The organism is Pseudomonas sp. N40(2020) (assembly GCF_014472415.1).
Lineage (GTDB): Bacteria > Pseudomonadota > Gammaproteobacteria > Pseudomonadales > Pseudomonadaceae > Aquipseudomonas.
The window spans coordinates 181,674-206,181 of the sequence record NZ_JACSZV010000004.1; the positions used below are offsets into that span (position 1 = coordinate 181,674).

Below are 24,508 nucleotides of genomic sequence, written 5' to 3' on the forward strand. Positions count from 1 at the left end.
ATTCTGGTGTTTAACCAATCAGGAGTCAGAAATGAGCCAAGTCACTGTACGTTCCGTGGTCTATCAGATTGACGGTCAGCCTTATGAAGGTCGTTTGGCGTTTAATGCCGAGCACAAGGACGCGCGCCCGGGTTTGCTGATGGCACCGAACTGGATGGGCGTCAGCGCTGGCGCCGAGGAAATCGCTAAATCAGTGGCGGCCAAGGGCTACGTAGTATTGATCGCCGACGTCTACGGCCAGGCCGTACGTCCGCAAAACGCTGATCAGGCCGGTGCGGCGATGATGCCGCTGAAGGATGATCGTGCACTGTTGCGCAAGCGCATGCAGGCAGCGTTCGAGCAGTTGCAGAAGCAGGGTGAAGCGGCGGTCGATCTCTCGAAACTGGCGGTGTTCGGCTTCTGCTTCGGCGGTTGCTGTGCACTGGATCTGGCCCGTACCGGCGCGCCGGTGAAGGCGGCGGTTTCGTTCCACGGTACGTTGGACTCGCCGAATCCGGCGGATGCCAAAAACATCAAAGGCTCGGTGCTGGTGCTGCATGGCGCTTCCGATCCATTGGTGCCGAAGGAGCAGTTGCCGGCTTTCGAAGACGAGATGAACGCGGCGAACGTGGATTGGCAACTGCTGAGCTACGGCGGTGCCGTGCACTCGTTTACCGATCCGCACGCCAATGTGCCGGGCAAGATGATGTACGACGCGAAGACCGCTGCACGGGCATTCAAGTCGATGCATGACTTGCTGGATGAAGTGTTCAAGGGCTGATTGCCCTCAGATCAAAAGATCGCAGCCTGCGGCAGCGCCTACATTGATCCCGTGTAGGCGCTGCTGCAGGCTGCGATTTTTTGTTTCTAATGTTTTAACGCGGCAATTCGATCCGCTCACTTTCCCCTGGCACCGTCGGCCAATCCCCGGCCGCCCACTTGCGCCGTGCCTCATCAATCGCCGCCGGATCGCTTGCGACAAAATTCCAGTTGATCCGCCGAGGCCCGTCCAGTGGGGCGCCGCCGAATACCACGGCGTGAACGTCACTCTCTGCAAACAGGCTCATCTCTTCCCCGGCCGGCAACACCACCAACGCATGCGGCTCGACTGCTTCGCCGTTCAACTGCGCATCGCCGCTTAATACATACAACGCACGTTCCTCATGCTCGGTGGGAATCAGCAGTGTGGTCGCCGTTTGCATCTTCACTTCGGCATACAGCGTAGGAGAAAGCACCGGCACTGGTGATTTCAGGCAAAAGCCTGACCCGGCAATCATCCGAATCTGCACGCCGAGGTTATCGCTGACCGGCAAGGTCGCCGCCGGGTGATGACTGTAATGCCCGGGGCCTTGTTCGTGATCCTTGGGCGAAGCCAACCAGATCTGCAAGCCGTGCATCGTGAAGCTCTGATCCCACAGCGGTTCGGGCGTGCGTTCAACATGAGCAATCGCGCTGCCGGCGGTCATCCAGCTGACATCACCGGCGCTGACCACTTGATCGGAGCCGAGGCTGTCCTTGTGCAGGAGTTGGCCTTCGAACAAATAGGTGAGGGTCGACAGACCGATGTGTGGATGCTGTCGGATGTTCATGCCTTTGCCCGTCGGATAAACCGTCTCAAGCATGTGATCAACAAACACGAAAGGCCCGACGCTGCGGCATTTGGCTGACGGCAGCGGTCGCAGAATCGGCTGGCCTTCGACGTCTTCGGCGCGCGGGCGGATGATCAGAGGTTGCGTGTCCATGGTGCATTCCAGGCTGAGCGGGTGATGCCAGAAGCATAACCCGCCGCTGGCATCAGCATGGTTATTGGCTATCGAAGCCTTGTGGGGCGTGGGTTTCGATGCTGACTTCGCTGGTGGTCATCAGCTTGTGGATCGGGCAACGATCGGCCACGCGCAGCAATTCTTCGCGCTGGGCATCAGTGAGCACGCCTTTGAGGGTGAGCGTGACGTGCAGGGCGTATTTGCCTTTCTGCTCCTGGCTGTTGTCGCGTTTCACTTCGACACCCACGCCGGTCAGCGGGATGTCTTTTTTCTTCGCGTACATCTTCAGGGTCAAGGCCTTGCACGCACCGAGGGCGGCGTCGAAGTAGTCGTGCGGCTCTGGCGCCGAGCCTTCGCCACCGGCAGCAACCGGCACGTCGGCAAACAATTCGTGGTCATCGATTTGTACGGTGTGACGAAAACCTTCAGCGGAGACGGTATTGACGGTAACAGTCATGGGAACCTCACTGGCAGTAGGAAAAGTCGTTCGATCAAAAAAGACCTTGCAGTTATAGAGCATTCCCACCGGCGCGCGTTCCACTTTCCTGCGGGATGAACCCTTGTTGTCAGGGCGGGGTCTAGGCTATGCCTACTTGTCGGAGATTACTTGTGTCCCTGTATCGTTTGAGTCTCGCCTTTCTTCTGCTGTTTGCCGACACCGCCAGTGCCCGCGAATATACCTACAGCGATGCGCACCTGCATTACGTGGATTTTTTCCAGGAAACCGCCGGCATGCCGAAACTGCTGACGGCGATGAAAGAAAACTCCATCGAGCACGTGATGATTTCCGGCATCCCCGTGGCGAAAAAGTGGCACGAAGACGAACCCAAGCGTCCGCGCTATTACGCCGGCGATGATGCCGATGCCTATTGGTACAGCGCCACCGATGTGATCGTCGCCGATGCGATGCAAAAACTGACGCCTGAGCAGCGTCCGTACTTTCATCCGTTTCTCTCTGGCTTCAACCCCAACGACAAGAACTCCGCCGCGCATATCCAGCGCATGCTCGATCTGTATCCGGGGCTGTGGCAGGGCATTGGCGAAGTGTTTACCCGCCATGACGACCTCACGGCGCTGACCTCTGGTGATACGCCGCGCGCCAACAACGAGGCGATGACGAAGATCTATCATCTGGCGGCGGAAAATGATCTGCCGGTGATGCTGCATTCCAACATCACTTCCAAACGTGAGAAAAATCCGTTGTACCTGAAGGAAATCGAAGAGCCGCTGCGTAATCACCCGCACACACGCTTCATCTGGGCTCACGCTGGCACCAGCGCGGAAATCCATCGGCATCAAACACAGCTGGATTTTCTCCTGCCGACCCTCACGCGCATGCTTGAGGCGTATCCGAATCTGTTCATCGACTTGTCGTGGAGCATGCTCTCGCCGTATCTGCTGGACGAACAGGGCCAGCCGCGTCCGGAATGGTTGGCGCTGGTCAAACGTCACCCTGAGCGCTTCATGATCGGTTCCGATGTTGTAGGGCGGTTCAACAAGCTCGGTAAGGAAATGCACAGCTTCAAACCGTTTCTGGACGCTTTACCCGAAGACGTAGCGCGCAAAGTCGCAAAAGATAACTTTCTGGCGATCTTGCCGCGAACGGAGCTTAAGTCCGGCAAAACCACGCTGAATCGTTAATGCCGAGTGTTCGAAGTATTAAGGCCTTTTGATATCACCTTTTGGTCTTACGCAAATTTCAGCCGGGCCGATACCTTCTAAAGCAACCAGCTGCAGGGTTGATGCAGCGCTTTTGGAAGGAACCAGCGCAATGAGTATCCGTAGTCTCAATATTGCCCCGCGTGCGGGCGTCGGTTTTGGCTTGTTGGCCCTGATGGTGTTTGCCCTTGGGGCTTTCGCCCTGCTGCAAATGTCGAAAATGCGTGCCCAGTCCGACGAGGTCGACAACAACTGGCTGCCCAGCGTGATGGCGGTCGGCGAAATGAGTCAGGACATGCTGCGCCTGCGTGCACTGACCATGCGCCTGTTGCTCAACCGCGATGCGCAGGCACTGCAGCAGAATGTCGCCAAGCTCAATGAACTTCGGGGTGCGCTCAGTCAGGCTCAGCAGCGTTACGACGTGTTGATCGTGCTGCCCGAGGAGCGCCGACTGTTTGATCGCTTCAAGGTCGCCGAGCACAAATATCTTGAGCTTCAGGCGCAGGTCATGCAGTTGTCTGCTCAGAACCGGGTGGAGGAGGCGGCGGCCATCCTCAATGGCGAGATGAGCCCCTTGGCCGACGAGATTGCGGTCACCCTGCGTGAATTGGTCGAGCTGAATAAACATAATGCCAATCTCGCCACCGAGGCTGCGCGGCTGGTCTTCACCAATTCGCGTGTGTGGGTCGGGGTCATGATCGGCATAACGGCGATTGTCACCATCGGCCTGGCGCTGTTGCTGACCCGCAGTATCGTACTGCCGTTGGCGCAATCATTGGGCGTGGCGCAAGTGGTGGCGGGCGGTGACTTGACCGGCGACATCAGCATTTCCGGCAAGGATGAGCCGGCGCGGCTGCTGCAGGCGCTCAAGAGCATGCAGCACAATTTGCGCGACACCATTCGGAAGATCTCGGAGTCGTCGAGTCAATTGGCTTCGGCCTCGGAAGAACTGAGCTGCGTCACGGAAGACGCCACGCGAGGGTTGCATCAGCAGAGTCTGGAGATCGAGCAGGCAGCCACGGCGGTCAATCAAATGACCGCAGCGGTGGAGGAGGTGGCGAGCAACGCTGTGGCGACATCCGAGGCTTCGCGCGAGTCCGACCGCATTGCTCAGCATGGTCGTGAGCAGGTGCGGCAGACCGTGACTTCAATCGAATCCCTCGCCGACGACGTTACGGCCAATGCAACGCAAGTCGAAGATCTTGCACAGAAGGTTCATGGCATCAGTAAAGTTTTGGACGTGATTCGTTCGATTGCCGAGCAAACCAACCTGCTGGCGCTGAACGCGGCGATTGAAGCGGCCCGGGCCGGTGATGCCGGGCGTGGGTTTGCAGTGGTGGCGGATGAGGTGCGGGCATTGGCGCATCGTACTCAGCAGTCGACGCAAGAAATCGAGCAAATGATTGGCGGCATTCAGCAGGGCACCGATTCGGCGGTCAGTTCGATGCAGCGAAGCAATGTACGGGCGCGTTCGACGCTCGAGTTGGCAAAGGCAGCCGGGACTGCGCTGGAGGAAATCGCCTCGGCGTTCACCTTGATCAATGAGCGCAATCTGGTGATTGCCAGCGCCTCGGAAGAGCAGGCAGCCGTGGCGCGGGAGGTGGATCGCAATTTGATGAATATTCGTGATTTGGCGATGCAGACGTCGGCGGGCGCCAATCAGACCAGTGCGGCGAGCCAGGAGTTGTCGCGGTTGGCGGTGGATCTGAACAGTATGGTGGCGAAGTTTTCGGTTTGAGTGTGTGCTGATCCTGAGGTTGCCCTCACCCTAACCCTCTCCCGGAGGGAGAGGGGACTGACCGTGGGAGATTGGCAAGTTACGTCGACCTGAACATTCTTTGGTGAATCCACAATCGACTCGATCTTTCAGGTCGATGCATAGCGCCAGACATCTCGGTTGGCTCCCTCTCCCTCTCCCTCTCCCTCGGGAGAGGGCTGGGGTGAGGGGCGAGCCAGGCACAAATCTCCAGTCCAGCAGACGAAAAAAAGCCCCGCATTTTGCGGGGCTCTTTGCTATAGCGGTGAATCAGCTGCCTTTGACAGCCTTGCCGTTGACCGTGCCGTCCTGGAGCATGATGTTGTACTCCTTGCCGTCGGTTTCAACCTGTTGCAGGCGAACCAGCAGGTAATCCCAATCCTTGGCGAACCACAGGACGGTGATGCGCTTGCTTTGTGTCGGGTCGCGTACGCGCTCGACCTTGATGGCATCGATCTTGCCGGCCTTGGTCTCGACTTTTTCCGAGCCCAGTACGCGGAAGTCGTAGGTATCGACTTCGCCGTCATCGACCACTTGGTAGCTCATGGTCTTCTTGCCAGCGGCGACGTCATGTTGCAGTGCCAGCTGATAAGTGGATTTGTCGACCATGCCACGGTTCAGCGGGATCTTCACCGCGTCGCCACGGTCGGTGCCGGTGACCATTTTGCTGTTCCAGTCGAAATCCAGATCAGCCTTCTTGGCCTTGCCCAGACCGCCACGTTCAAAGTGGTAGGACTGTGGCAGCAAGGTGTCCTTGTCCAAAGTCAGGGTGCTTTCTTCACTCAGGCTGGCAATCATCATCGAGGCCTTGAAGCTGAGTTTCCAGACACCGTTGGCTTCCTTGGTCAGGCTGCGTTCGGCGGTGCCGCTCATGGGCAGCTGCTTCCAGTCGGCGGTGTAGCTGGCGGAGAACGGTTGAAGGTCTGCCGCCTGTGCGAAAGGCAGGGCGAGCAGTGCGCAAGCGAAGAGCAGGGCGCGACGCATAATATCTCCTAGTTTCGAATCAAGTGGCCGCTGGCCGCGAGTAACTGGCCGTCCAGTGAAGCACCTTGCTCACCGAGTGCCAGTCGCCCTTCGGCAAACCAGCATACGGCCAGCGGGTAGATCAGGTGTTCCTGAACATGCACTCGCTGCGCAAGAGTCTGCGGCGTGTCGTGCAACTCTACCGGTAATACTGCCTGTACGACCAGTGGCCCGCCATCGAGTTCCTCGGTGACGAAGTGTACAGAGCAGCCGTGCTCCTTGTCGCCGGCCTCCAGCGCGCGCTGATGAGTGTGTAACCCTTTGTATTTGGGTAGCAGCGACGGATGGATGTTGAGCAGGCGACCCTGATAGTGACGAACGAAGTCAGCGCTGAGAATGCGCATGAATCCGGCCAGCACCACGAGCTTGGGATTGAATTCGTCGATCAGTTCGATCAGGGCTGCATCGAAGGCCTCGCGACCTTCAAATGCCTTGTGATCCAGTGAGCGGGTGGCGATACCCGCGTCACTGGCGCGTTGCAGGCCGTAGGCGTCGGCGCGGTTGGAAATCACCGCAGCGATACGGACCGGGCTGTCGCCGGTCCGCGTGCTGTCGATCAGAGCCTGCAAGTTACTGCCGGTGCCGGACAACAGCACCACGACATCACAGGTTGCGGACATTAATGAGCCTTAAGGTTCTGCAGTTCAACCTGAGCAGCGCCTTCGGCAGCGACAGCGATCTGACCGATGACCCAAGGCTGTTCGCCGGCTTCACGCAGGGTGTTCAGAGTCACTTCAACGTGCTCCTGAGCGACGCAGATGACCATGCCGACGCCGCAGTTCAGCACGCGGTGCATTTCGGTCTCGTCAACGTTGCCTTTCTCTTGCAGCCAGTCGAAGACGGCAGGTCGAGTCCAGCTGGCCACATCAACAACGGCCTGGGCGCCTTTTGGCAGAACGCGCGGGATGTTGTCGAGCAGGCCGCCACCGGTGATGTGGGCCATGGCTTTGACGGCGCCGGTGTCTTTGATCAGCTTGAGCAGCGGCTTCACGTAGATGCGGGTTGGGGCCATCAGCAGGTCGCTCAGCGGTTTGCCGTCGAGCTGGGTGTTTTCGATGTCGGCGCCGGAGACTTCGATGATCTTGCGGATCAGCGAGTAGCCGTTCGAGTGCGGGCCGGACGACGGCAGGGCGATCAGGGCGTCACCGGTGGCGACTTTCGAGCCGTCGATGATTTCCGATTTTTCCACGACGCCGACGCAAAAACCGGCCAGGTCGTAGTCTTCGCCTTCGTACATGCCTGGCATTTCAGCGGTTTCGCCGCCGACCAGCGAGCAACCGGACAGTTCGCAGCCAGCGCCGATGCCGGTTACAACCTGGGCAGCGGTGTCGACGTTGAGCTTGCCGGTGGCGTAGTAGTCGAGGAAGAACAGTGGCTCGGCGCCGCACACTACGAGGTCGTTGACGCACATGGCGACCAGGTCGATGCCGATGCTGTCGTGCTTGTTCAGGTTCAGGGCCAGGCGCAGCTTGGTGCCGACGCCGTCAGTACCGGAAACCAGCACAGGTTGCTTGTAGCCGGCCGGGATTTCGCAGAGGGCGCCGAAACCGCCCAGGCCGCCCATGACTTCCGGACGCGCAGTGCGCTTGGCGACGCTCTTGATGCGTTCGACCAATGCTTCACCGGCGTCGATGTCTACACCGGCGTCCTTGTAGCTCAGGGAGGGTTGCTTGCTCATGATCCAGGCCTTTAGGGGGGATTCAGGGGTAACGACCGAGTCCAGCGGGGCGCCGAAGTCGATGGGGCGATTGCCTCACGCGAGTTTCGAGGTGCCCGGCTGTTGCCGGTCTGCGAAGGCGCGCGATTTTATCAGGCTTGAGGGGCAGCGGCCATCCTCACGCCGACGGGCAGGGGCATATCAGCGGAAATTTTTTGCAATTGAGGCATGTGGGTGCCTGTATAAGGTGTCGCAATTAACCGTCTATCGTTATGACTGTGCAAAAACTTACCGCCGCCGTGTGAATGTTTTGCAACGGCCGATGGTCACAGCCTTGCTCAACCGGTTCACGCGGCCTGTTCCAGCCGCTCCTGTCGACGGGAATTCTCCATGCGTTTTTGTAAATTGTTGTTTGTGGGTTGTTTGTCTGTGGTCAGCCTGGCGAGTCATGCCGAAAACCTCAAAGGCCTTTATCAAGTGCGTCAGCCGGTCAGCAGCCAAGCCCCGGAAGAGCGCGATCGCGCCACTCAGGCCGCGCTGGATACTTTGGTGCTGCGCCTGACCGGCGATCCCAAGGCGCCGCAAAATCCGGGGCTGGCGGCAGTTCGCAAGGACCCTCAGCAGATCATCAGTCAGTTCGGTTTTGATGCCGGGCCGCCAGAGGTGCTGAAAGTCGACTTCGACCCGAGCAGCACCGAACAGGCATTGCGCCGCGCCGGGTTGTCTTTGTGGGGCGCCAGTCGGCCGTCGATTCTGAGTTGGTGGCTGAACGATTCCACCGAAGGTTCCAGTCTGGTCGGTGATGGTCAGGCCGCCGCCGCGCCATTGCGTACTGCCGCTCAACATCGCGGACTGCCGCTGCGTTTGCCGCTGGCGGATCTGAGTGAACAGCTTGTTGCCACAGCACCTGCGCTGGAAGGTGTTGATCCGGCGCCGTTGCGCGGTGCGTCCGAGCGCTATAACGCTGACGCCTTGCTGGCCGTGCATGCCCGCGAAGAGGGCGGGCAGTGGCAGGCTAAATGGCGCTTGTGGCTGGGTGATCAAAAAGAGGCGGGCAGTGTGCAAGGGGCCGATCAGGCTGCCGTGGCTGACGCCGTGATGCTGGCGGTGGCCGAGCGCCTGGCGCCACGTTTTGTTGCCAAGCCGGGTGCTTCGGGTCAGCAGGCCCTGGAAGTGCAGGGCATGAATCTTGAGCATTACGCCGCACTGTTGCGGTTACTCGAACCGTTTGGCGTGCGTCTGCAGAGTGTCGATGGCGATCGCATCGTGTATCGGGTCAATGGCAGCGCCGATCAGATGCGCGCGCAGTTGTCGCTGGCGAAGTTGCAGGAGTTGCCCGCTGAAGCGCCGGTCCCGGTGGCCGCGCCGCAGCCTGCGGTGGCGGGTGCAGCGCCTGTAGCGGCTCCGGCCCCGACACCTGCTGCACCGTCGTTGCGGTTTCGCTGGTAAGTCTTTCTTTATATAGAAGCAGTAGGAGTGATACATGGCCGATACGCGGCGTTGGTTCTGGCTCGGTGGGGTTGTCCTGCTTTGCGCGTTTGTGTGGTTGCTGCATCCGATCCTCACGCCGTTTCTGGTGGCGCTGCTGTTGGCGTATCTGTTCGATCCGCTGGTGGATCGGTTGGAGAAGCTCGGTTTGTCGCGCACTTGGGGCGTGATCGCGGTGTTTGCCTTATTCACCCTGATCGTCACGGCGCTGATGCTGGTGCTGGTACCGATGCTCGCCAAGCAGTTGCTGCGTTTGTACGAACTGGCTCCGCAAATGCTCGACTGGTTGCAACACACCGCTGTTCCGTGGGCGCAGTCGAAACTGGGCTTGTCTGACGGGTTCTGGAAGTTCGACAAGGTCAAAGCGGCGATCAGCGAACACATGGGCCAGACCACCGATATCGTCGGTGTGGTGCTGAGCCAGGCAACCGCGTCGAGTCTGGCGCTGATCGGCTGGCTGGCCAATCTGGTGCTGATCCCGGTGGTGAGTTTCTACCTGCTGCGTGACTGGGACGTGATGATGGCCAAGATCCGCAGCCTACTGCCGCGTGATCGTGAAGAGCGAGTGGTAGCACTGGCTGGCGAATGCCATGAAGTGCTTGGGGCGTTTGTGCGCGGGCAGTTGCTGGTGATGTTGGCACTGGGCGTGATTTACGCGGCGGGGCTGATGATTGTCGGCCTGGAGCTGGGCTTGTTGATCGGCCTGATCGCGGGTCTGGCGGCGATTGTGCCGTACATGGGCTTTGTGATCGGCATCGGCGCGGCGCTGATCGCCGGGTTGTTCCAGTTCGGTGGCGATCTGTACCCGATGATCGGGATCGTCGCCGTGTTCATGGTCGGTCAGGCGTTGGAAGGCATGGTGCTGACGCCGTTGTTGGTGGGTGACCGGATCGGCCTGCATCCAGTGGCGGTGATCTTTGCGATTCTGGCTGGCGGTGAGCTGTTCGGTTTCACGGGTGTACTGCTGGCGCTGCCGGTGGCGGCGGTGATTATGGTGCTGGTGCGCCACGTGCACGATTTGTACAAGGATTCCGACATCTATAGTGGTGTCGACGAACCGGAGTTGTAAATTCATCATGGACGGCCCGGCATTGCGCCGGGTTGGCCCGTGTTTTGCGGGCACCACTGGCACGGCAGCGTCAGAGAATCTGCCATAAAACCAGTGTGTTAACGCAAACCTTTGATTTTGCTTGGACTCTGTCGCATTGTGCGCTCAGCTTCACGGGTATAAACTTCGCAAACTTTACACAGAGGCCACTAACGGTTCCTTGAGAACTGTTCAGTCAGCATGAAACCGATTCAGCTGCCCCTAGGTGTGCGTCTGCGTGACGACGCCACCTTCATCAACTACTACCCAGGCGCCAATGCCGCTGCACTCGGCTATGTCGAGCGCCTATGCGAAGCCGACGCCGGCTGGACAGAAAGCCTGATCTATCTGTGGGGCAAACAGGGCGTAGGGCGTACGCATCTGTTGCAGGCAGCGTGTCTGCGTTTCGAGCAGATGGGTGAGCCGGCTGTTTACCTGCCCCTGGCGGAGTTGATGGATCGCGGCGTCGAGATTCTCGACAACCTCGAGCAGTACGAGCTGGTTTGCCTGGATGACTTGCAGGTGATTGCCGGCAAGGCTGACTGGGAAGAGGCGATGTTTCATCTGTTCAACCGCCTGCGTGATAGCGGTCGGCGTCTGCTGATCGCGGCATCCACTTCGCCGCGTGAACTGCCGGTCAAACTGGCTGACTTGAAATCACGCCTGACCCTGGCGCTGATATTCCAGATGCGCCCACTCTCCGATGAAGACAAACTGCGTGCCCTGCAATTGCGTGCATCGCGTCGCGGTCTGCACCTGACCGATGAAGTCGGGCATTTTATTTTGACCCGTGGCACTCGCAGCATGAGTGCATTGTTCGACTTGCTTGAACAGCTCGATCAGGCCTCTTTGCAGGCTCAGCGCAAGCTGACAATTCCCTTCCTCAAAGAAACGCTAGGCTGGTAAATCCAAGGCCTTCAGCGGGTTTCGGCGTATTTCAGGCGCCAGAAAATCCGCTTTCCTGCACGTTGTGCAGGCCGCGTTTCGATTCAAATGGGCTTAAGCGCTTAGATGTAAACGAGAAACCGAGAAGTCACAAAAAGATCGATTGAATTTGCAAATGAGGTTGATAGCGGGCATAGTCTCGGCTTCTTTACAACTATCAGCCACGGTCGTGCCCATGCTAAAGCGCTTCGCACCCCTCGTGCCTCTCGCACTCGTCACCCTGTTGTACGGTTGTGCTGCTCATTCTCCAGTCCAAGAGCAGCCTCAACAGGTTAAAAATTCTGCCACTGCCCAGTCTTCCGTTATTTACCAGGAAGAGTTGGACACCGAAAAAGAACTGTCGGACTTCAACAAGAAGCCGTACGAGCTTCCGGTTCTGGCTGACAGCATCCTCGAACGCGGCATGTCCCTGATCGGTACCCGTTACCGTTTCGGCGGTACCTCCGAAGCCGGTTTCGATTGCAGCGGTTTCATCGGCTATCTGTTCCGCGAAGAAGCCGGCATGAACCTGCCGCGCTCCACCCGCGAAATGATCAACGTGGATGCTCCGCTGGTATCGCGTAGCAATCTCGAGCCTGGCGATCTGCTGTTCTTCGCCACCAACGGTCGTCGCGGTCGTGTCAGTCACGCCGGGATCTACCTGGGTGACAATCAGTTCATTCACTCCAGCAGTCGTCGCAGCGGCGGTGTTCGCATAGACAGCCTGGGTGACAGTTACTGGAGCAAGACCTTCATCGAAGCCAAACGTGCTTTGGCGAACGCTCCTACTGTAGTGACTGCTCGCAAGTAATCTTTCCGTTGTCGCCGCATTCGCGGCGACAAAAACGGCTTCCGGTAACGGAGTAGACCTATACTTTACAAGGTGAAGTTAAAGTCTTACTTGAAGTTTGCCGCGTAGCCGCTAGAATCCTGAATCTATATTGATGGCAAACCGCATGCGTGCCACGCAGGCGGTTTTGTTTTCTGTCCATTCGGCAGAGAAAGCCGCAGCCAGATCAGGATGTTCTGCTTATGACCATGTCGGCCCGCCTCACATTGATGTTCTTCGCAGCGCTACTCAGCGCCTGCGCCAGCCGTACGCCGCCGCCTGCGCCAGTGGTTCGCGCGCCGGTGGTGTTCGGTCCTTCCCAAGCCTTTTCTCCTGCTGCTGAAGACGTGCTGTTCCGTGCCCTCGGCCTGGTCGGCACGCCTTATCGCTGGGGCGGCAATACACCGGACTCGGGATTTGATTGCAGTGGGCTGATCGGCTTCGTCTACCGTGATGCTGCCGGTATTTCTCTGCCGCGCTCCACGCGCGAGCTGATCGTCATGCAGGCGCCGAATGTCGGTAAGGAAGGATTGCAGACCGGTGATCTGATTTTCTTCGCCACCAATGGCGGTTCGCAGGTCAGTCATGCGGGGATTTACGTCGGGGAAGGGCGCTTCGTGCATGCGCCGGCAACTGGCGGCACGGTGAAGCTCGATAGCCTGTCGAAGGCCTATTGGCAGAAGGCGTATTTGAGTGCCAAGCGGGTATTGCAGCCTGAGCATCTGGCGCGTAATCCGTAATTCAAGCAGCACATCACCCAATGTAGGAGTGAGCCTGCTCGCGAAAGCGTCGCGTCAGTCGACATCATCGTTGACTGAAACACCGCTATCGCGAGCAGGCTCACTCCTACAGTTGTTTTGGGGCAGGTCAAATTATTTGGTAGAAGAAACGCGCCAAACCTTGTTCCCCACATCATCCGCCACCAGCAAGCCACCTTGCTGGTCGATCACCACGCCTACCGGGCGACCCAGTGCGTTCTCGTCCTTGTCGAGGAAACCGGTCAGCACATCCACCGGTTGGCCCGTTGGCTTGCCTGCCGCAAACGGCACGAAAATCACTTTATAGCCGCTGTGCGGTTTACGGTTCCACGAACCATGCTGGCCGATGAACGCGCCTTCCTTGAACTGCGCCGGCAGGGTGTTGCCCTCGGCGAACGTCAGACCCAACGAAGCGGTGTGCGGGCCGACGGCGTAGTCCGGAGCGATGGCTTTGGCGACCAGGTCAGGATTCTGCGGCTCCACCCGCACATCGACGTGCTGGCCGTAATAGCTGAATGGCCAACCATAGAAGCCGCCATCCTTGACCGAGGTAATGTAGTCCGGCACCAGATCGCTGCCGATCTCGTCACGTTCGTTGACGGCTGTCCATAGCGCGCCACTGGTAGGCTCCCACGCCAGGCCGTTAGGGTTGCGGATGCCCGAGGCAAAGATCCGGTGATTGCCGGTCGCCCGGTCCACTTCCCAGATCGCCGCGCGACCTTCTTCCTGATCCATACCGTTTTCGCCGACGTTGCTGTTCGAGCCGACGGTGACGTACAGCTTGCTGCCGTCCTTGCTGGCGATAACGTTTTTCGTCCAGTGGTGATTCAGCGTGCCACCGGGCAGATCCGTGACCTTGATCGGCTGCGTCTTGATTTCGGTCGCGCCGGGTTCGTAATTGAAGCGCAGCAGGCGATCGGTGTCGGCGACATACAGGTCATTGCCAACCAAGGTCATGCCGAACGGCGAGTTGAGGTTTTGCAGAAACACCGTGCGGGTTTCAGCCACGCCGTCGTGGTCGGCGTCACGCAGCAACGTAATGCGATTCGGGCTTGGTACGCCGGCTCCGGCCTTGCCCATGACTTGCTTCATCACCCAGCCTCGAACGCCTTTGCTGTCGTCAGGTTTCGGCGGGGCGTTGGTTTCTGCCACCAACACGTCGCCATTGGGCAGCACGTAGAGCCAGCGCGGATGATCGAGGCCTTCGGCAAACGCAGCCACTTGTGTGCCTGACGCGGCAGTCGGTTTTGCGCCCTCGGGCCAGCCGATCGCCGGGGCGATATTCACCGTCGGGATCAGGGTTTTATTCGGTTCAGGCAGTTTCGGTGACGGGCCGGTGCCGTCGGTGACTTGCAGGCTGGAGGATTCACCACAGGCGGCGAGCCCTCCGGCGAGAGCGATGACGAGAGCGAGCTGGGACTTGTGCATTACTGATCTTCCCTATGAATGCATTGACCTAATCATAGAGAAGCGCGCAAGCCCGATGGTTCAACTGCTCAACCGCGGGCCTCTTTGAACAACACGGCGATGCCCGGGTGATAGTTGCCGGCTTCACTGCGCAACTTGCGATAGGCATAGGGGAAATACCAGGCGACGGCGCAGGTGTGTTCCTTCTGTAGGTCGTCGACCATGTCCTGCAGTTCTTCGGGGCTGGCGCTGTGCTGGGCTTTTTGCGGCGCGACAAACAGGCAGCCGAGCTTGAGGTCGCTGGCGAAGCTGATGCGTTTGGCGTCGCTGGTGATTTCCAGCAGGGCTTGGGTCAGGTTGAGGTTGTTGACCCGCGGCCAGCGTTGCGTGGCCTGAATGTAAGCGCGGTCTTCGCTGCCAGCGAGGAGCAGATCGGCGCGGGCATTGCGTTCGCCTTCTTCGTTCTGCTTGCGCGTGGCGGTCTGTTGCAGTGTCACCAGTTCGGCCATCCAGGCTGCCGCCGAGAGCAGCCCTAAATTGGCTTTTTCGTCATGCCAGTAGGGCGTGTCGCTGTCGCCGCGCACGGCGTTGTAACGGTCGATACAGTCAAACCAGCGTTCCAGCACCGGACGCAGAAATTCCAGGCGCGGGTTGCTGATGATCATGCCTTGCATGTGGCTCACCTTATTCTTGTGTGATGTGAGATTGTGGCTCTTTGATATCACTCTTGAGACTGTGGCACAAGATTGGCGTCAGATAATTGATCGGCGGCAGTTATTCGCCCGTTGGCCCCCTCTTTAATTGACGCTCCACCCCCAACCCTCTAACCTTCGCGGCTTGTTTCAGGTGCTCTGTGGCTTGCGTCGACAGAGTGAAACAGGGAAGCCGGTGAGGGTTGTCTTCAGAGCAAGTACGACCACGATCCCGGCGCTGCCCCCGCAACGGTAAATGAGTGAAAACTGCGTCTTGTGCCACTGCTCAACAGCGGGAAGGCGCGCAGTCCGGCGAACGCCGCTCATGAGCCCGGAGACCGGCCTGATCCATCCAGCGGCATCACGGTGGGCGATGCCAGGCTTTTTGCCGTCTATTCTTGTGCCTGCCCGCCGTTATCCAGCCTCAACGGAGAGCTCCCCCATGACTGATTCCCCCGAGCGTGACGAACGCCATCTGGCGCGTATGCAGCGCAAAAAAGCCGTGATCGATGAACGCATCGCCAACTCGCCTGACGAGTGCGGCCTGGTGCTGGTCCTGACCGGCAACGGCAAAGGCAAAAGCAGTTCGGCGTTCGGCATGCTCGCCCGCGCCATGGGCCACGGCATGCAGTGCGGTGTGGTGCAGTTCATCAAGGGTCGCCACAGCACGGGCGAAGAGTTGTTCTTTCGCCGCTTCCCCGAGCAAGTGCGTTTCCACGTCATGGGCGAGGGCTTCACTTGGGAAACCCAGGATCGTCAGCGCGACATCGCCGCCGCCGAAGCCGCGTGGGAAGTGTCCCGTGAACTGCTGCGCGATCCGTCGATCGGTCTGGTGGTGCTGGATGAATTGAACATTGCCCTCAAGCACGGCTACCTCGATCTTGATCAGGTGCTCAGCGACTTGCAGGCGCGTCCGCCGATGCAGCATGTGATCGTCACCGGTCGCGGCGCCAAGCCGGAAATGATCGAGATGGGCGACACCGTCACCGAAATGGGCATGCTCAAACACGCTTTTCAGGCTGGCATCAAAGCGCAAAAAGGCGTCGAACTTTGAATCAACCACGTCACTGCCCGGCGGTACTGATCGCCGCGCCGGCCTCCGGTCAGGGCAAGACCACCGTCACCGCCGCGCTGGCCCGTTTGCATCGCAATCAGGGGCGCAAGGTGCGCGTGTTCAAGTGCGGGCCGGACTTTCTCGATCCGATGATTCTCGAGCGCGCCAGCGGTGCGCCGGTGTATCAACTGGACATGTGGATGGTTGGCGAGCAGGAGAGCCGTCGCCTGTTGTGGGAAGCCGCCGCTGAAGCTGATCTGATTCTGATTGAAGGCGTGATGGGCCTGTTCGACGGCACGCCGTCGAGCGCCGATCTGGCGCGGCATTTCGGCGTGCCGGTGCTCGGCGTGATTGACGGCACGGCCATGGCCCAGACCTTTGGTGCGTTGGCGCTGGGCTTGGCGAAGTATCAGCCGGATCTGCCATTCGCTGGCGTGCTGGCCAACCGGGTCGGCACTTTGCGTCACGCACAATTGCTCGAAGGCAGCCTCACCGAAGGTTTGCGCTGGTATGGCGCGCTGTCCCGCGAGACCGGCATCGAACTGCCGAGCCGTCACCTCGGCCTGGTTCAGGCTAGTGAACTCAATGACCTCGATATGCGCCTGGACGCTGCTGCCGAAGCGCTTGCCAGCAGTTGCGAGGTAGCGCTGCCACCGGCCGTGGAGTTTGCCGCGCCTGAGGTCATCACTGCAGAGCCGTTATTGAAAGGTGTACGAATTGCCATCGCCCGCGATGAAGCCTTTGCCTTCACCTATGGTGCGAGCCTCGATCTGCTGCGAGCGATGGGCGCTGAGTTGAGTTTCTTCTCGCCGATTCGCGACACGCAATTACCTGAGGCGGACAGCCTTTACCTGCCCGGCGGTTACCCGGAATTGCATCATGTGGCGCTGGCGCAGAACACCGCGATGCTCGACGCGATCCGTGCACACCATGCGGCGGGCAAACCGTTGCTCGCCGAGTGTGGCGGCATGCTGTATCTGCTCGATTCGTTGACCGACGTTGAAGGCACTCGTGCTGAACTGGTGGGGCTTCTGGCGGGTGATGCGGTGATGCAAAAGCGTCTCGCCGCTCTGGCGCTGCAAGCGGTGGATCTGCCAGAAGGTTCGCTGCGCGGCCACACTTATCACCATTCCCTGACGACCACTGAATTGACGCCGATAGCCCGGGGCCTGAGCCCGAATGGCGGGCGCGGGGCAGAGGCGGTTTATCGGGAAGGGCGGATGACGGCTTCGTATGTGCATTTCTATTTTCCGTCGAATCCTGTGGCTATCGCTGCTTTGTTCGCGCCCGAACCCGGCACCGCTATCGCTGGCAAGCCAGCTCCCACAGGAGATTGCGTTTCTTCAGGTATTACATCGCCTACTGTGGGAGCTGGCTTGCCAGCGATGGGGCCATGACAGACAACGCATTTTCCGAAGCCGAACGCGCAGCGGTCTACAAAGCCATCGCCGAACGCCGCGACATGCGCCACTTCACCGGTGGCACCGTCGCGCCCGAACTGCTGAGCCGCTTGCTCGAAGCCGCGCACCAGGCGCCAAGCGTCGGCCTGATGCAGCCTTGGCGATTCATCCGCATCAGCGACCGTACCCTGCGCGGGCAGATCCAGAATCTGGTGGAAGAAGAGCGCATCCGCACCGCCGAAGCCCTCGGCGAGCGCAGCGATGAGTTCATGACACTCAAGGTCGAAGGCATCAATGATTGCGCGGAAGTGCTGGTCGCCGCGCTGATGGACGATCGAGAAAAACACATCTTCGGTCGCCGCACGCTGCCGGAAATGGACATGGCGTCGCTGTCCTGTGCGATCCAGAATCTTTGGCTGGCATCGCGCGCCGAAGGACTGGGCATGGGCTGGGTCTCGCTGTTCGAGCCGCAAGCGCTGGCTGATCTGTTGAAGCTACCGGCGGGGGCCAAGCCGTTGGCCGTTCTTTGTCTTGGCCCGGTCAAGGAATTCTATCCGGCGCCGATGCTGGTACTCGAAGGGTGGGCGCAGGCGCGTCCGCTCAATGAGTTGCTGTATGAAAATTTTTGGGGAGTGAGTCAATGAGTGTGGCGTTGTTGAGTGTCGCCGCAGTGGCGCTGGATGCGCTGCTGGGTGAACCGAAACGCTGGCATCCGCTGGTGGCGTTCGGCAATTTTGCCGGGCGCATCGAGCAACGTTTCAACGCCGGTGGCCGTGGCTGGCGCAGTCATGGCGTCACCGCGTGGGTGATCGCGGTGCTGCCGCTGACGTTGCTCGCCACCGCGTTTTCCTGGGCGCCGTACGTGGGCTGGATCGTCGAGATTCTCGCGCTGTATTGCGCCCTCGGCATGCGCAGTCTCGGCGAGCACGTCGAGCCAGTGGCCAAGGCGTTGCGCGCTGATGATCTGGACGAGGCGCGTAAGCGTGTCGGCTATCTGGTCAGTCGCCAGACCAGCGAACTCGACAGCACCGCCGTCGCTCGTGCCGCTACCGAGTCGGTGCTGGAAAACGGCAGCGACGCGGTGTTCGCTGCGTTGTTCTGGTTTGCCGTGGCGGGTGCGCCAGGCGTCGTCCTCTACCGTTTGAGCAACACCCTCGACGCGATGTGGGGCTATCGCAACGAACGCTTCGAGCGTTTCGGCTGGTGCGCGGCAAAGATCGACGACGTCCTCAACTATATTCCCGCACGCCTTGTGGCTTTGACCTACGCAGTGCTGGGCAAAACCCGACTGGCCTTGAAGTGCTGGCGCACGCAGGCGCCGAAATGGGACAGCCCCAATGCCGGCCCGGTGATGGCGGCCGGTGCCGGTGCGCTCGGTGTGGAACTGGGTGGCCCGGCGATTTACCACGGCGAATTGCATGAGCGTCCGCAACTGGGTGAAGGCGTTCAGGCCGATGCCGACTCTATTGATCGTGGCTGGCAATTGGTTCAGCGCGGCGTATGGTTGTGGCTGCTGATTCTCTGCGTGGGGGCTGAATTCTATGCTTGAGCACGGTGGCCGGCTGCGCAAGGCTGCACTCGATTACGGTATCGCCGAGGCCGACTGGCTCGATCTGTCCAGCGGTCTGGCGCCGTGGCCGTTTGCGATCCCGGAAATCCCGCTGCGCGCCTGGGCACGCTTGCCGGAAACCGATGACGGTCTGGAGCAGGCGGCGTGCGATTACTACGGCGCATCGCAAGTGCTGCCGGTGGCCGGTTCGCAGATGGCGATCCAGTTGCTGCCGCGTTTGCGTCGGGCCGGCAAGGTCGGTGTGCTGTCGCCGTGTTATGCCGAGCACGCCGAAGCCTGGCGCCGCAGCGGCTACATCGTGCGCGAAGTGCTGGAGCAGGAAGTCGAGTTCTTTCTCGATAGCCTCGACGTGCTGGTGGTGGTCAATCCGAACAACCCGACCGGCCTGAGCCTGACCCCGGCGCGCCTGCTCGACTGGCATGCACGACTGGCCCAGCGCGGCGGTTGGCTGGTGGTTGATGAAGCGTTCATGGACAACACTCCGCAGCTGAGTCTGGCTGCGCACACCCATCAGATCGGTCTGATCGTGTTGCGCTCGTTCGGCAAGTTCTTCGGTCTGGCCGGGGTGCGACTGGGTTTTGTACTGGCCGAGCGCAAGTTGCTCAAGCTGCTCGCCGAACAGGTCGGGCCGTGGGCCGTCAGCGGGCCGACGCGGGTGCTGGGCCAAGCCTGTCTGCAGGACACCGAAGGCCACACACGCCAGCGGATTCGCAGCGATGAGGCCAGCGAACGGCTGGCGCTTTTGCTGGAACGCTACGGTTTCAAACCGCAGGGCGGTTGCGCGCTGTTTCAGTGGCTGATCACCGAGCACGCGCAAGCGCTGCACGAATTCATGGCCCGACGGGGGATTCTCCTGCGCATCTTCCCCCACAACAGCAGTGTGCGTTTCGGCCTGCCCGCCAACGCCGCTGAAGAATCCCGTCTCGAACAAGCGCTGCAAGCGTTCGCCAAGGAAATCCAATGACAACGCTGATGGTGCAAGGCACCACGTCCGACGCCGGTAAAAGCACACTGGTGACGGCGCTGTGCCGCTGGGCGACCCGGCAGGGCGTGGCGGTGGTGCCATTCAAGCCGCAGAACATGGCGCTCAACAGCGCTGTGACCGCCGACGGTGGCGAGATCGGCCGCGCGCAAGCGGTGCAGGCGCAAGCCGCGAACCTTGAGCCGCACACCGACATGAACCCGGTGCTGCTAAAACCCAATAGCGATACCGGCGCGCAAGTGATCATCCATGGCCGCGCCGTCACCAGCATGAACGCCGTTGCCTATCACGACTACAAAGCCATCGCGATGAAAGCGGTGCTGGCCTCCCACGAGCGACTCAGCGCCGCGTATCCGCTGGTGATGGTCGAGGGCGCCGGCTCGCCGGCGGAGATCAATCTGCGTGCCGGCGATATCGCCAACATGGGCTTTGCCGAAGCAGTCGATTGCCCGGTGCTGCTGATCGCCGACATCAATCGCGGCGGCGTTTTCGCTCATCTGGTGGGCACACTGGAACTGCTCTCGTCGAGCGAACAGGCGCGGGTCAAAGGCTTCATCATCAACCGTTTTCGCGGCGACATTGCCTTGCTGCAACCGGGTCTCGACTGGCTGGAACAGCGTACCGGCAAGCCGGTGGTCGGCGTGCTCCCTTATGTGATGGATCTGCATCTTGAGGCCGAGGACGGCATCGATCAGCGCCAGACCGACAAGGCCGAGCAGGTGTTGAAAGTGGTGGTGCCGGTGCTGCCGCGCATCAGCAACCACACCGATTTCGATCCGCTGCGTCTGCACCCACAAGTGGATCTGCAATTTGTCGGCCCGGGGCAAGCGATTCCGCCGGCTGACCTGATCATCCTGCCGGGCTCGAAAAGCGTGCGCAGTGATCTGGCCTATCTGCGCGCCAATGGCTGGGAAACAGCGATCAGTCGCCATTTGCGTTACGGCGGCAAAGTGCTGGGGATTTGCGGCGGTCTGCAAATGCTCGGTGAGCAGGTGCACGATCCGCTGGGTCTGGAAGGCGCGCCGGGTTCCAGCGCCGGGCTCGGTTTGCTCGCGTTCGAAACTACGCTGGAAGCCGAGAAGCAACTGCGCAATGTGCGCGGGCGTCTGACACTGGAAGATGCCGAGGTCAGTGGCTATGAGATTCATGCCGGTGTAACCACCGGGCCGGCGCTGGAGAATGCAGCGGTGCAGCTCGATGATGGTCGTTGCGACGGTGCGCAGAGTGTTGACGGGCAAGTGTTCGGCACCTATCTGCATGGCCTGTTCGAGTCGCCGGCGGCCAGTGCGGCGTTGCTGCGCTGGGCCGGGTTGAGCGATGTGCAGGAGGTGGATTACCACGGGTTGCGCGAGCGTGATATCGAGCGCCTGGCGGATCTGGTGGAGAAGCATCTCGATACTGATCTGTTGCGTCAGCTCTGTGGGATTTGAGTTGCCTGTGCTGGCCTCATCGCGAGCAGGCTCACTCCCACAGGGTTTTGGGCCTTACACAAAATGCAAGGCTGCTCGAGATCCTTTGTAGGAGTGAGCCTGCTCGCGATAGCGCCAGTTGCCTCACCACATAACTTTCAGGATGTCCCCATGCTCCAACTGATCCTCGGCGGCGCCCGCTCCGGCAAAAGTCGTCTGGCCGAAAAACTCGCCACTGACAGTGCGCTGGCCGTGACCTACATCGCCACCAGCCAACCGCTGGACGGCGAGATGAACGACCGCGTCGCCCATCACCGGGCCCGTCGTCCTGCCGAATGGGTACTCATCGAAGAACCGCTCGAACTGGCCCGTGTCCTGCGCGAAAACGCCAGCGTCACGCAATGCTTGCTGGTCGATTGCCTGACCCTGTGGCTGACCAATCTGCTGATGCTTGATGACGCCGAGCGTCTCGCCGCCGAACGCGATGCCTTGCTCGACTGCCTGGCATCACTGCCGGGCGAAATCATTTTTGTCAGCAACGAGACCGGAATGGGTGTCGTGCCGCTGGGCGAATTGACTCGCCGCTACGTCGATGAAGCCGGTTGGCTGCATCAAGCTTTGGCTGAGCGCTGTCAGCGTGTTGTCCTGACCGTCGCAGGCCTGCCCCTGACTCTGAAAGGATCTGCGTTATGACCCAAACCTGGTGGCTGAACCCTTGCAAACCGGTGCATGCCGATATCGTCGAGCAAGCGGCAGCGCGGCAACAGCAACTGACCAAGCCGGCCGGTTCGCTGGGGCGGCTTGAGTCGGTGGCGGTGCAACTGGCCGGTCTGCAAGGGCAGGTGAAGCCGACGCTTGAGCAGGTCTGGATTGCGATTTTTGCCGGTGATCATGGCGTGGTCGCCGAAGGCGTATCGGCGTATCCGCAGGAAGTCACCGGGCAGATGCTGCTCAACTTCGTCAGCGGCGGCGCGGCGATCAGCGTGTTGGCGCGACAGCTCAATGCACAACTGGAAGTGGTGGATCTGGGCACGGTGACGCCGTCGCTGAACCTGCCGGGCGTGCGCCACCTGAACATCGGCCCGGGCACTGCGAACTTTTCGCAGGGTTCGGCAATGACGCAGGCCCAAGGTGAACTTGCATTGCAGGCCGGTCGCGACAGCGTGTTGCGAGCCAAAGCCGCAGGCGCGCAGTTGTTCATCGGCGGCGAAATGGGCATCGGCAATACCACTGCGGCCAGTGCGCTGGCCTGTGCCTTGCTCGATTGCCCTGTCGCGTACCTGACCGGCCCCGGCACCGGATTGAATGCCGAGGGCGTCAGCCATAAGGCGCAAGTGATCGAGCGCGCATTAGCCTTGCACACAGCTCAGCGTGGCGATGCCTTGCAGACTTTGTTCAACCTCGGCGGTTTCGAGGTTGCGGCGTTGGTCGGCGCGTACCTGGCGTGTGCGCAGGAAGGTATTGCGGTGCTGGTCGACGGCTTTATCTGCACCGTCGCCGCGTTGGTGGCGGTGCGCTTGAATCCGGCTTGCCGCGAGTGGCTGCTGTTCGGCCATCGCGGTGCCGAGCCGGGCCACCGTCATGTGCTGGAGGCGCTGAACGCCGAACCGTTGCTGGAACTCGGCCTGCGCCTGGGCGAGGGCAGCGGTGCGGCATTGGCGGTGCCGTTGTTGCGTCTTGCCTGTGATCTGCACGGGCAGATGGCAACGTTCGCCGAAGCCGCTGTGGCGGATCGTCCGGCATGACTTTGCATCTGGATCTCCTACGCCACGGCGAGACTGAACTGGGCGGCGGTTTGCGCGGCAGTCTCGACGATGCGCTCACTGAAAAGGGCTGGGCGCAGATGCGCGAAGCCGTGATCGCGGGCGGGCCTTGGGATCGACTGGTCAGTTCGCCGTTGCAGCGTTGCGCGCGGTTCGCCGCTGAGCTTGGCGAGCAACTGAATCTGCCGGTGCAACTGGACAAAGATCTGCAAGAGCTGCACTTCGGCGCTTGGGAAGGGCAGAGCGCCGCCGCGTTGATGGACACTGATGCCGAGGCGTTGGGGCTGTTCTGGGCTGATCCGTATTCGTTCACGCCACCGCAGGGTGAGCCGGTCAGCGACTTTTCTGCGCGAGTGTTGGCAGCGGTTGCGCGGCTAAACGCGGCGTATGCGGGTGAACGGGTGCTGTTGATCAGTCATGGCGGTGTGATGCGCCTGTTGCTGGCGCAGGCTCGGGGTTTGCCGCGTGAGCAATTGCTCAATGTCGAGGTGGGTCACGGCGCGTTGTTTTCACTCACGGTCGCCGTTGATGGTTCGCTCAAGGAAGGTCACTGACATGTTGCCGCTGTGGATCGCCCTGCAATTTCTCAGCAGTTTGCCGATTCGTTTGCCGGGGATGCCGGAGCCGGAACAGCTTGGGCGATCACTGCTGTTCTATCCGTTGGTGGGGCTGCTGTTCGGCGTGATTCTGTGGGCGCTGAACTTGGTGTTGGCCGGTGCGCCGTTGCTGCTACATGCAGCGTTGCTGTTGACGGTGTGGGTGTTGCTCAGCGGCGCGTTGCACCTTGATGGGCTGGCCGACAGCGCCGATGCCTGGCTCGGCGGGTTTGGTGATCGTGAGCGCACGCTGACGATCATGAAAGATCCGCGCAGTGGGCCGATTGCGGTAGTGACGCTGGTGTTGGTGTTGTTGCTCAAGTTCGCCGCATTGTTGGCGTTGATTGACCAGCAGCAGGCGGTGGCGCTGATCATCTTGCCGTTGCTCGGGCGGGCGGCGCTGCTGGGGTTGTTTCTGACCACGCCGTATGTGCGTGCGGGTGGGTTGGGGCAGGCATTGGCCGATCATCTGCCGCGCAGGGCGGGGTGGTGGGTGCTGGGAATCAGTGCCTTGGCTTGTGTGATCATCGCCGGGCTCAAGGCAATTGTTGCGCTGCTGGTCGCTGTTGGTGTGTTTGTCTGGTTGCGGCACTTGATGGTGCGGCGGTTGGGCGGGACGACCGGGGATACGGCGGGGGCTTTGCTGGAATTGCTGGAGATGGCGGTGTTGGTGGGGGTGGCGTTGTTTTAAAAGCAAAAGATCGAAGCCTTC

The 24,508-nt window shown here is 60.4% G+C and carries 25 protein-coding genes and 1 riboswitch; of the genes, 18 read left to right on the forward strand and 7 right to left on the reverse strand.

The features are described 5' to 3' along the window. Positions 1-31: 31 nt before the first annotated feature. On the forward strand, positions 32-760 hold the full coding sequence (locus tag IAI51_RS04845; protein WP_187677443.1) for a dienelactone hydrolase family protein: 729 nt from the start codon (positions 32-34) through the stop codon (positions 758-760). Positions 761-854: 94 nt separating this feature from the next. Here IAI51_RS04845 and IAI51_RS04850 read toward each other — a convergent pair whose 3' ends face one another. Both IAI51_RS04850 and IAI51_RS04855 read right to left on the reverse strand, forming a co-directional pair. After that, positions 855-1,721 (reverse strand): pirin family protein, encoded by an 867-nt coding sequence (locus IAI51_RS04850; protein WP_187677444.1) that lies wholly within the window; start codon positions 1,719-1,721, stop codon positions 855-857. A gap of 61 nt (positions 1,722-1,782) precedes the next feature. Next, positions 1,783-2,199, reverse strand: a complete 417-nt coding sequence (locus IAI51_RS04855; protein ID WP_187677445.1) for an OsmC family protein — start codon at positions 2,197-2,199, stop codon at positions 1,783-1,785. A 128-nt stretch (positions 2,200-2,327) separates the two neighbouring features. On the opposite strand from IAI51_RS04855, the gene IAI51_RS04860 reads away from it, so the two are divergent. Both IAI51_RS04860 and IAI51_RS04865 read left to right on the forward strand, forming a co-directional pair. Continuing rightward, entirely contained in the window at positions 2,328-3,383 is a 1,056-nt protein-coding gene (locus IAI51_RS04860; protein WP_222944030.1) for an amidohydrolase family protein, read from the forward strand. Between the two features lie 130 nt (positions 3,384-3,513). Beyond that, positions 3,514-5,139, forward strand: a complete 1,626-nt coding sequence (locus IAI51_RS04865; protein ID WP_187677447.1) for a methyl-accepting chemotaxis protein — start codon at positions 3,514-3,516, stop codon at positions 5,137-5,139. Positions 5,140-5,427: 288 nt separating this feature from the next. Here IAI51_RS04865 and IAI51_RS04870 read toward each other — a convergent pair whose 3' ends face one another. The 3 genes from IAI51_RS04870 to purM are packed head-to-tail and all read right to left on the reverse strand — an operon-like array spanning position 5,428 to position 7,858. After that, entirely contained in the window at positions 5,428-6,141 is a 714-nt protein-coding gene (locus IAI51_RS04870) for a DUF3108 domain-containing protein (protein WP_166220242.1), read from the reverse strand. Between the two features lie 8 nt (positions 6,142-6,149). Further along, positions 6,150-6,800 carry a phosphoribosylglycinamide formyltransferase gene (gene purN / locus IAI51_RS04875; RefSeq protein WP_187677448.1) on the reverse strand — a complete coding sequence of 217 codons (651 nt, stop codon included), beginning with the start codon at positions 6,798-6,800 and terminating at the stop codon, positions 6,150-6,152. After that, positions 6,800-7,858 carry a phosphoribosylformylglycinamidine cyclo-ligase gene (gene purM / locus IAI51_RS04880; protein WP_187677449.1) on the reverse strand — a complete coding sequence of 353 codons (1,059 nt, stop codon included), beginning with the start codon at positions 7,856-7,858 and terminating at the stop codon, positions 6,800-6,802. The genes purN and purM overlap by 1 nt, the downstream gene beginning before the upstream one ends. A 369-nt stretch (positions 7,859-8,227) precedes the next feature. On the opposite strand from purM, the gene IAI51_RS04885 reads away from it, so the two are divergent. The 5 genes from IAI51_RS04885 to IAI51_RS04905 all read left to right on the forward strand — a co-directional run bounded on the left by IAI51_RS04885 (position 8,228) and on the right by IAI51_RS04905 (position 12,905). After that, positions 8,228-9,286 (forward strand): DUF2066 domain-containing protein, encoded by a 1,059-nt coding sequence (locus tag IAI51_RS04885; protein ID WP_187677450.1) that lies wholly within the window; start codon positions 8,228-8,230, stop codon positions 9,284-9,286. A 34-nt stretch (positions 9,287-9,320) separates the two neighbouring features. Continuing rightward, on the forward strand, positions 9,321-10,394 hold the full coding sequence (locus IAI51_RS04890) for an AI-2E family transporter (RefSeq protein ID WP_187677451.1): 1,074 nt from the start codon (positions 9,321-9,323) through the stop codon (positions 10,392-10,394). Between the two features lie 219 nt (positions 10,395-10,613). Continuing rightward, on the forward strand, positions 10,614-11,318 hold the full coding sequence (gene hda / locus IAI51_RS04895; protein ID WP_187677452.1) for a DnaA regulatory inactivator Hda: 705 nt from the start codon (positions 10,614-10,616) through the stop codon (positions 11,316-11,318). Between the two features lie 214 nt (positions 11,319-11,532). Next, positions 11,533-12,147: a C40 family peptidase gene (locus IAI51_RS04900; RefSeq protein WP_187677453.1), complete on the forward strand. Its 615-nt coding sequence runs from the start codon at positions 11,533-11,535 to the stop codon at positions 12,145-12,147. A gap of 221 nt (positions 12,148-12,368) precedes the next feature. Further along, positions 12,369-12,905 (forward strand): C40 family peptidase, encoded by a 537-nt coding sequence (locus IAI51_RS04905; protein ID WP_187677454.1) that lies wholly within the window; start codon positions 12,369-12,371, stop codon positions 12,903-12,905. A gap of 132 nt (positions 12,906-13,037) precedes the next feature. Here IAI51_RS04905 and IAI51_RS04910 read toward each other — a convergent pair whose 3' ends face one another. Both IAI51_RS04910 and IAI51_RS04915 read right to left on the reverse strand, forming a co-directional pair. Next, the gene (locus IAI51_RS04910) at positions 13,038-14,351 is read right to left on the reverse strand and encodes a PQQ-dependent sugar dehydrogenase (RefSeq protein ID WP_187677455.1); all 1,314 of its coding nucleotides are present in this window, start codon (positions 14,349-14,351) and stop codon (positions 13,038-13,040) included. A gap of 68 nt (positions 14,352-14,419) precedes the next feature. Beyond that, positions 14,420-15,004, reverse strand: coding sequence for a hypothetical protein (locus IAI51_RS04915; RefSeq protein WP_187677456.1), 585 nt, complete (start codon positions 15,002-15,004; stop codon positions 14,420-14,422). A 153-nt stretch (positions 15,005-15,157) separates the two neighbouring features. Beyond that, positions 15,158-15,384: riboswitch (cobalamin riboswitch) on the forward strand. Between the two features lie 80 nt (positions 15,385-15,464). On the opposite strand from IAI51_RS04915, the gene cobO reads away from it, so the two are divergent. The 10 genes from cobO to IAI51_RS04965 all read left to right on the forward strand — a co-directional run bounded on the left by cobO (position 15,465) and on the right by IAI51_RS04965 (position 24,487). Continuing rightward, entirely contained in the window at positions 15,465-16,076 is a 612-nt protein-coding gene (cobO, locus tag IAI51_RS04920) for a cob(I)yrinic acid a,c-diamide adenosyltransferase (RefSeq protein WP_187677457.1), read from the forward strand. Beyond that, positions 16,073-17,473: a cobyrinate a,c-diamide synthase gene (locus IAI51_RS04925; RefSeq protein ID WP_187677458.1), complete on the forward strand. Its 1,401-nt coding sequence runs from the start codon at positions 16,073-16,075 to the stop codon at positions 17,471-17,473. Before cobO ends, IAI51_RS04925 begins: the two co-directional genes overlap by 4 nt. Then, the gene (bluB, locus tag IAI51_RS04930) at positions 17,470-18,120 is read left to right on the forward strand and encodes a 5,6-dimethylbenzimidazole synthase (protein WP_187677459.1); all 651 of its coding nucleotides are present in this window, start codon (positions 17,470-17,472) and stop codon (positions 18,118-18,120) included. The genes IAI51_RS04925 and bluB overlap by 4 nt, the downstream gene beginning before the upstream one ends. Continuing rightward, positions 18,117-19,025: an adenosylcobinamide-phosphate synthase CbiB gene (cbiB, locus tag IAI51_RS04935; RefSeq protein WP_187677460.1), complete on the forward strand. Its 909-nt coding sequence runs from the start codon at positions 18,117-18,119 to the stop codon at positions 19,023-19,025. Before bluB ends, cbiB begins: the two co-directional genes overlap by 4 nt. Continuing rightward, the gene (gene cobD / locus IAI51_RS04940) at positions 19,018-20,010 is read left to right on the forward strand and encodes a threonine-phosphate decarboxylase CobD (protein ID WP_187677461.1); all 993 of its coding nucleotides are present in this window, start codon (positions 19,018-19,020) and stop codon (positions 20,008-20,010) included. Before cbiB ends, cobD begins: the two co-directional genes overlap by 8 nt. Beyond that, the gene (locus IAI51_RS04945; RefSeq protein ID WP_187677462.1) at positions 20,007-21,458 is read left to right on the forward strand and encodes a cobyric acid synthase; all 1,452 of its coding nucleotides are present in this window, start codon (positions 20,007-20,009) and stop codon (positions 21,456-21,458) included. Before cobD ends, IAI51_RS04945 begins: the two co-directional genes overlap by 4 nt. A gap of 150 nt (positions 21,459-21,608) precedes the next feature. Beyond that, positions 21,609-22,130, forward strand: a complete 522-nt coding sequence (gene cobU, locus IAI51_RS04950; RefSeq protein ID WP_187677463.1) for a bifunctional adenosylcobinamide kinase/adenosylcobinamide-phosphate guanylyltransferase — start codon at positions 21,609-21,611, stop codon at positions 22,128-22,130. Then, a complete protein-coding gene (gene cobT, locus IAI51_RS04955; protein ID WP_187677464.1) occupies positions 22,127-23,182 on the forward strand; it encodes a nicotinate-nucleotide--dimethylbenzimidazole phosphoribosyltransferase in 1,056 nt (351 codons plus the stop codon). Before cobU ends, cobT begins: the two co-directional genes overlap by 4 nt. Continuing rightward, positions 23,179-23,754 carry an alpha-ribazole phosphatase family protein gene (gene cobC, locus IAI51_RS04960; protein ID WP_187677465.1) on the forward strand — a complete coding sequence of 192 codons (576 nt, stop codon included), beginning with the start codon at positions 23,179-23,181 and terminating at the stop codon, positions 23,752-23,754. Before cobT ends, cobC begins: the two co-directional genes overlap by 4 nt. Position 23,755: 1 nt before the next feature. After that, complete coding sequence (locus IAI51_RS04965; protein WP_187677466.1) at positions 23,756-24,487, forward strand: adenosylcobinamide-GDP ribazoletransferase; 732 nt, start codon at positions 23,756-23,758, stop codon at positions 24,485-24,487. Positions 24,488-24,508: the final 21 nt, after the last annotated feature.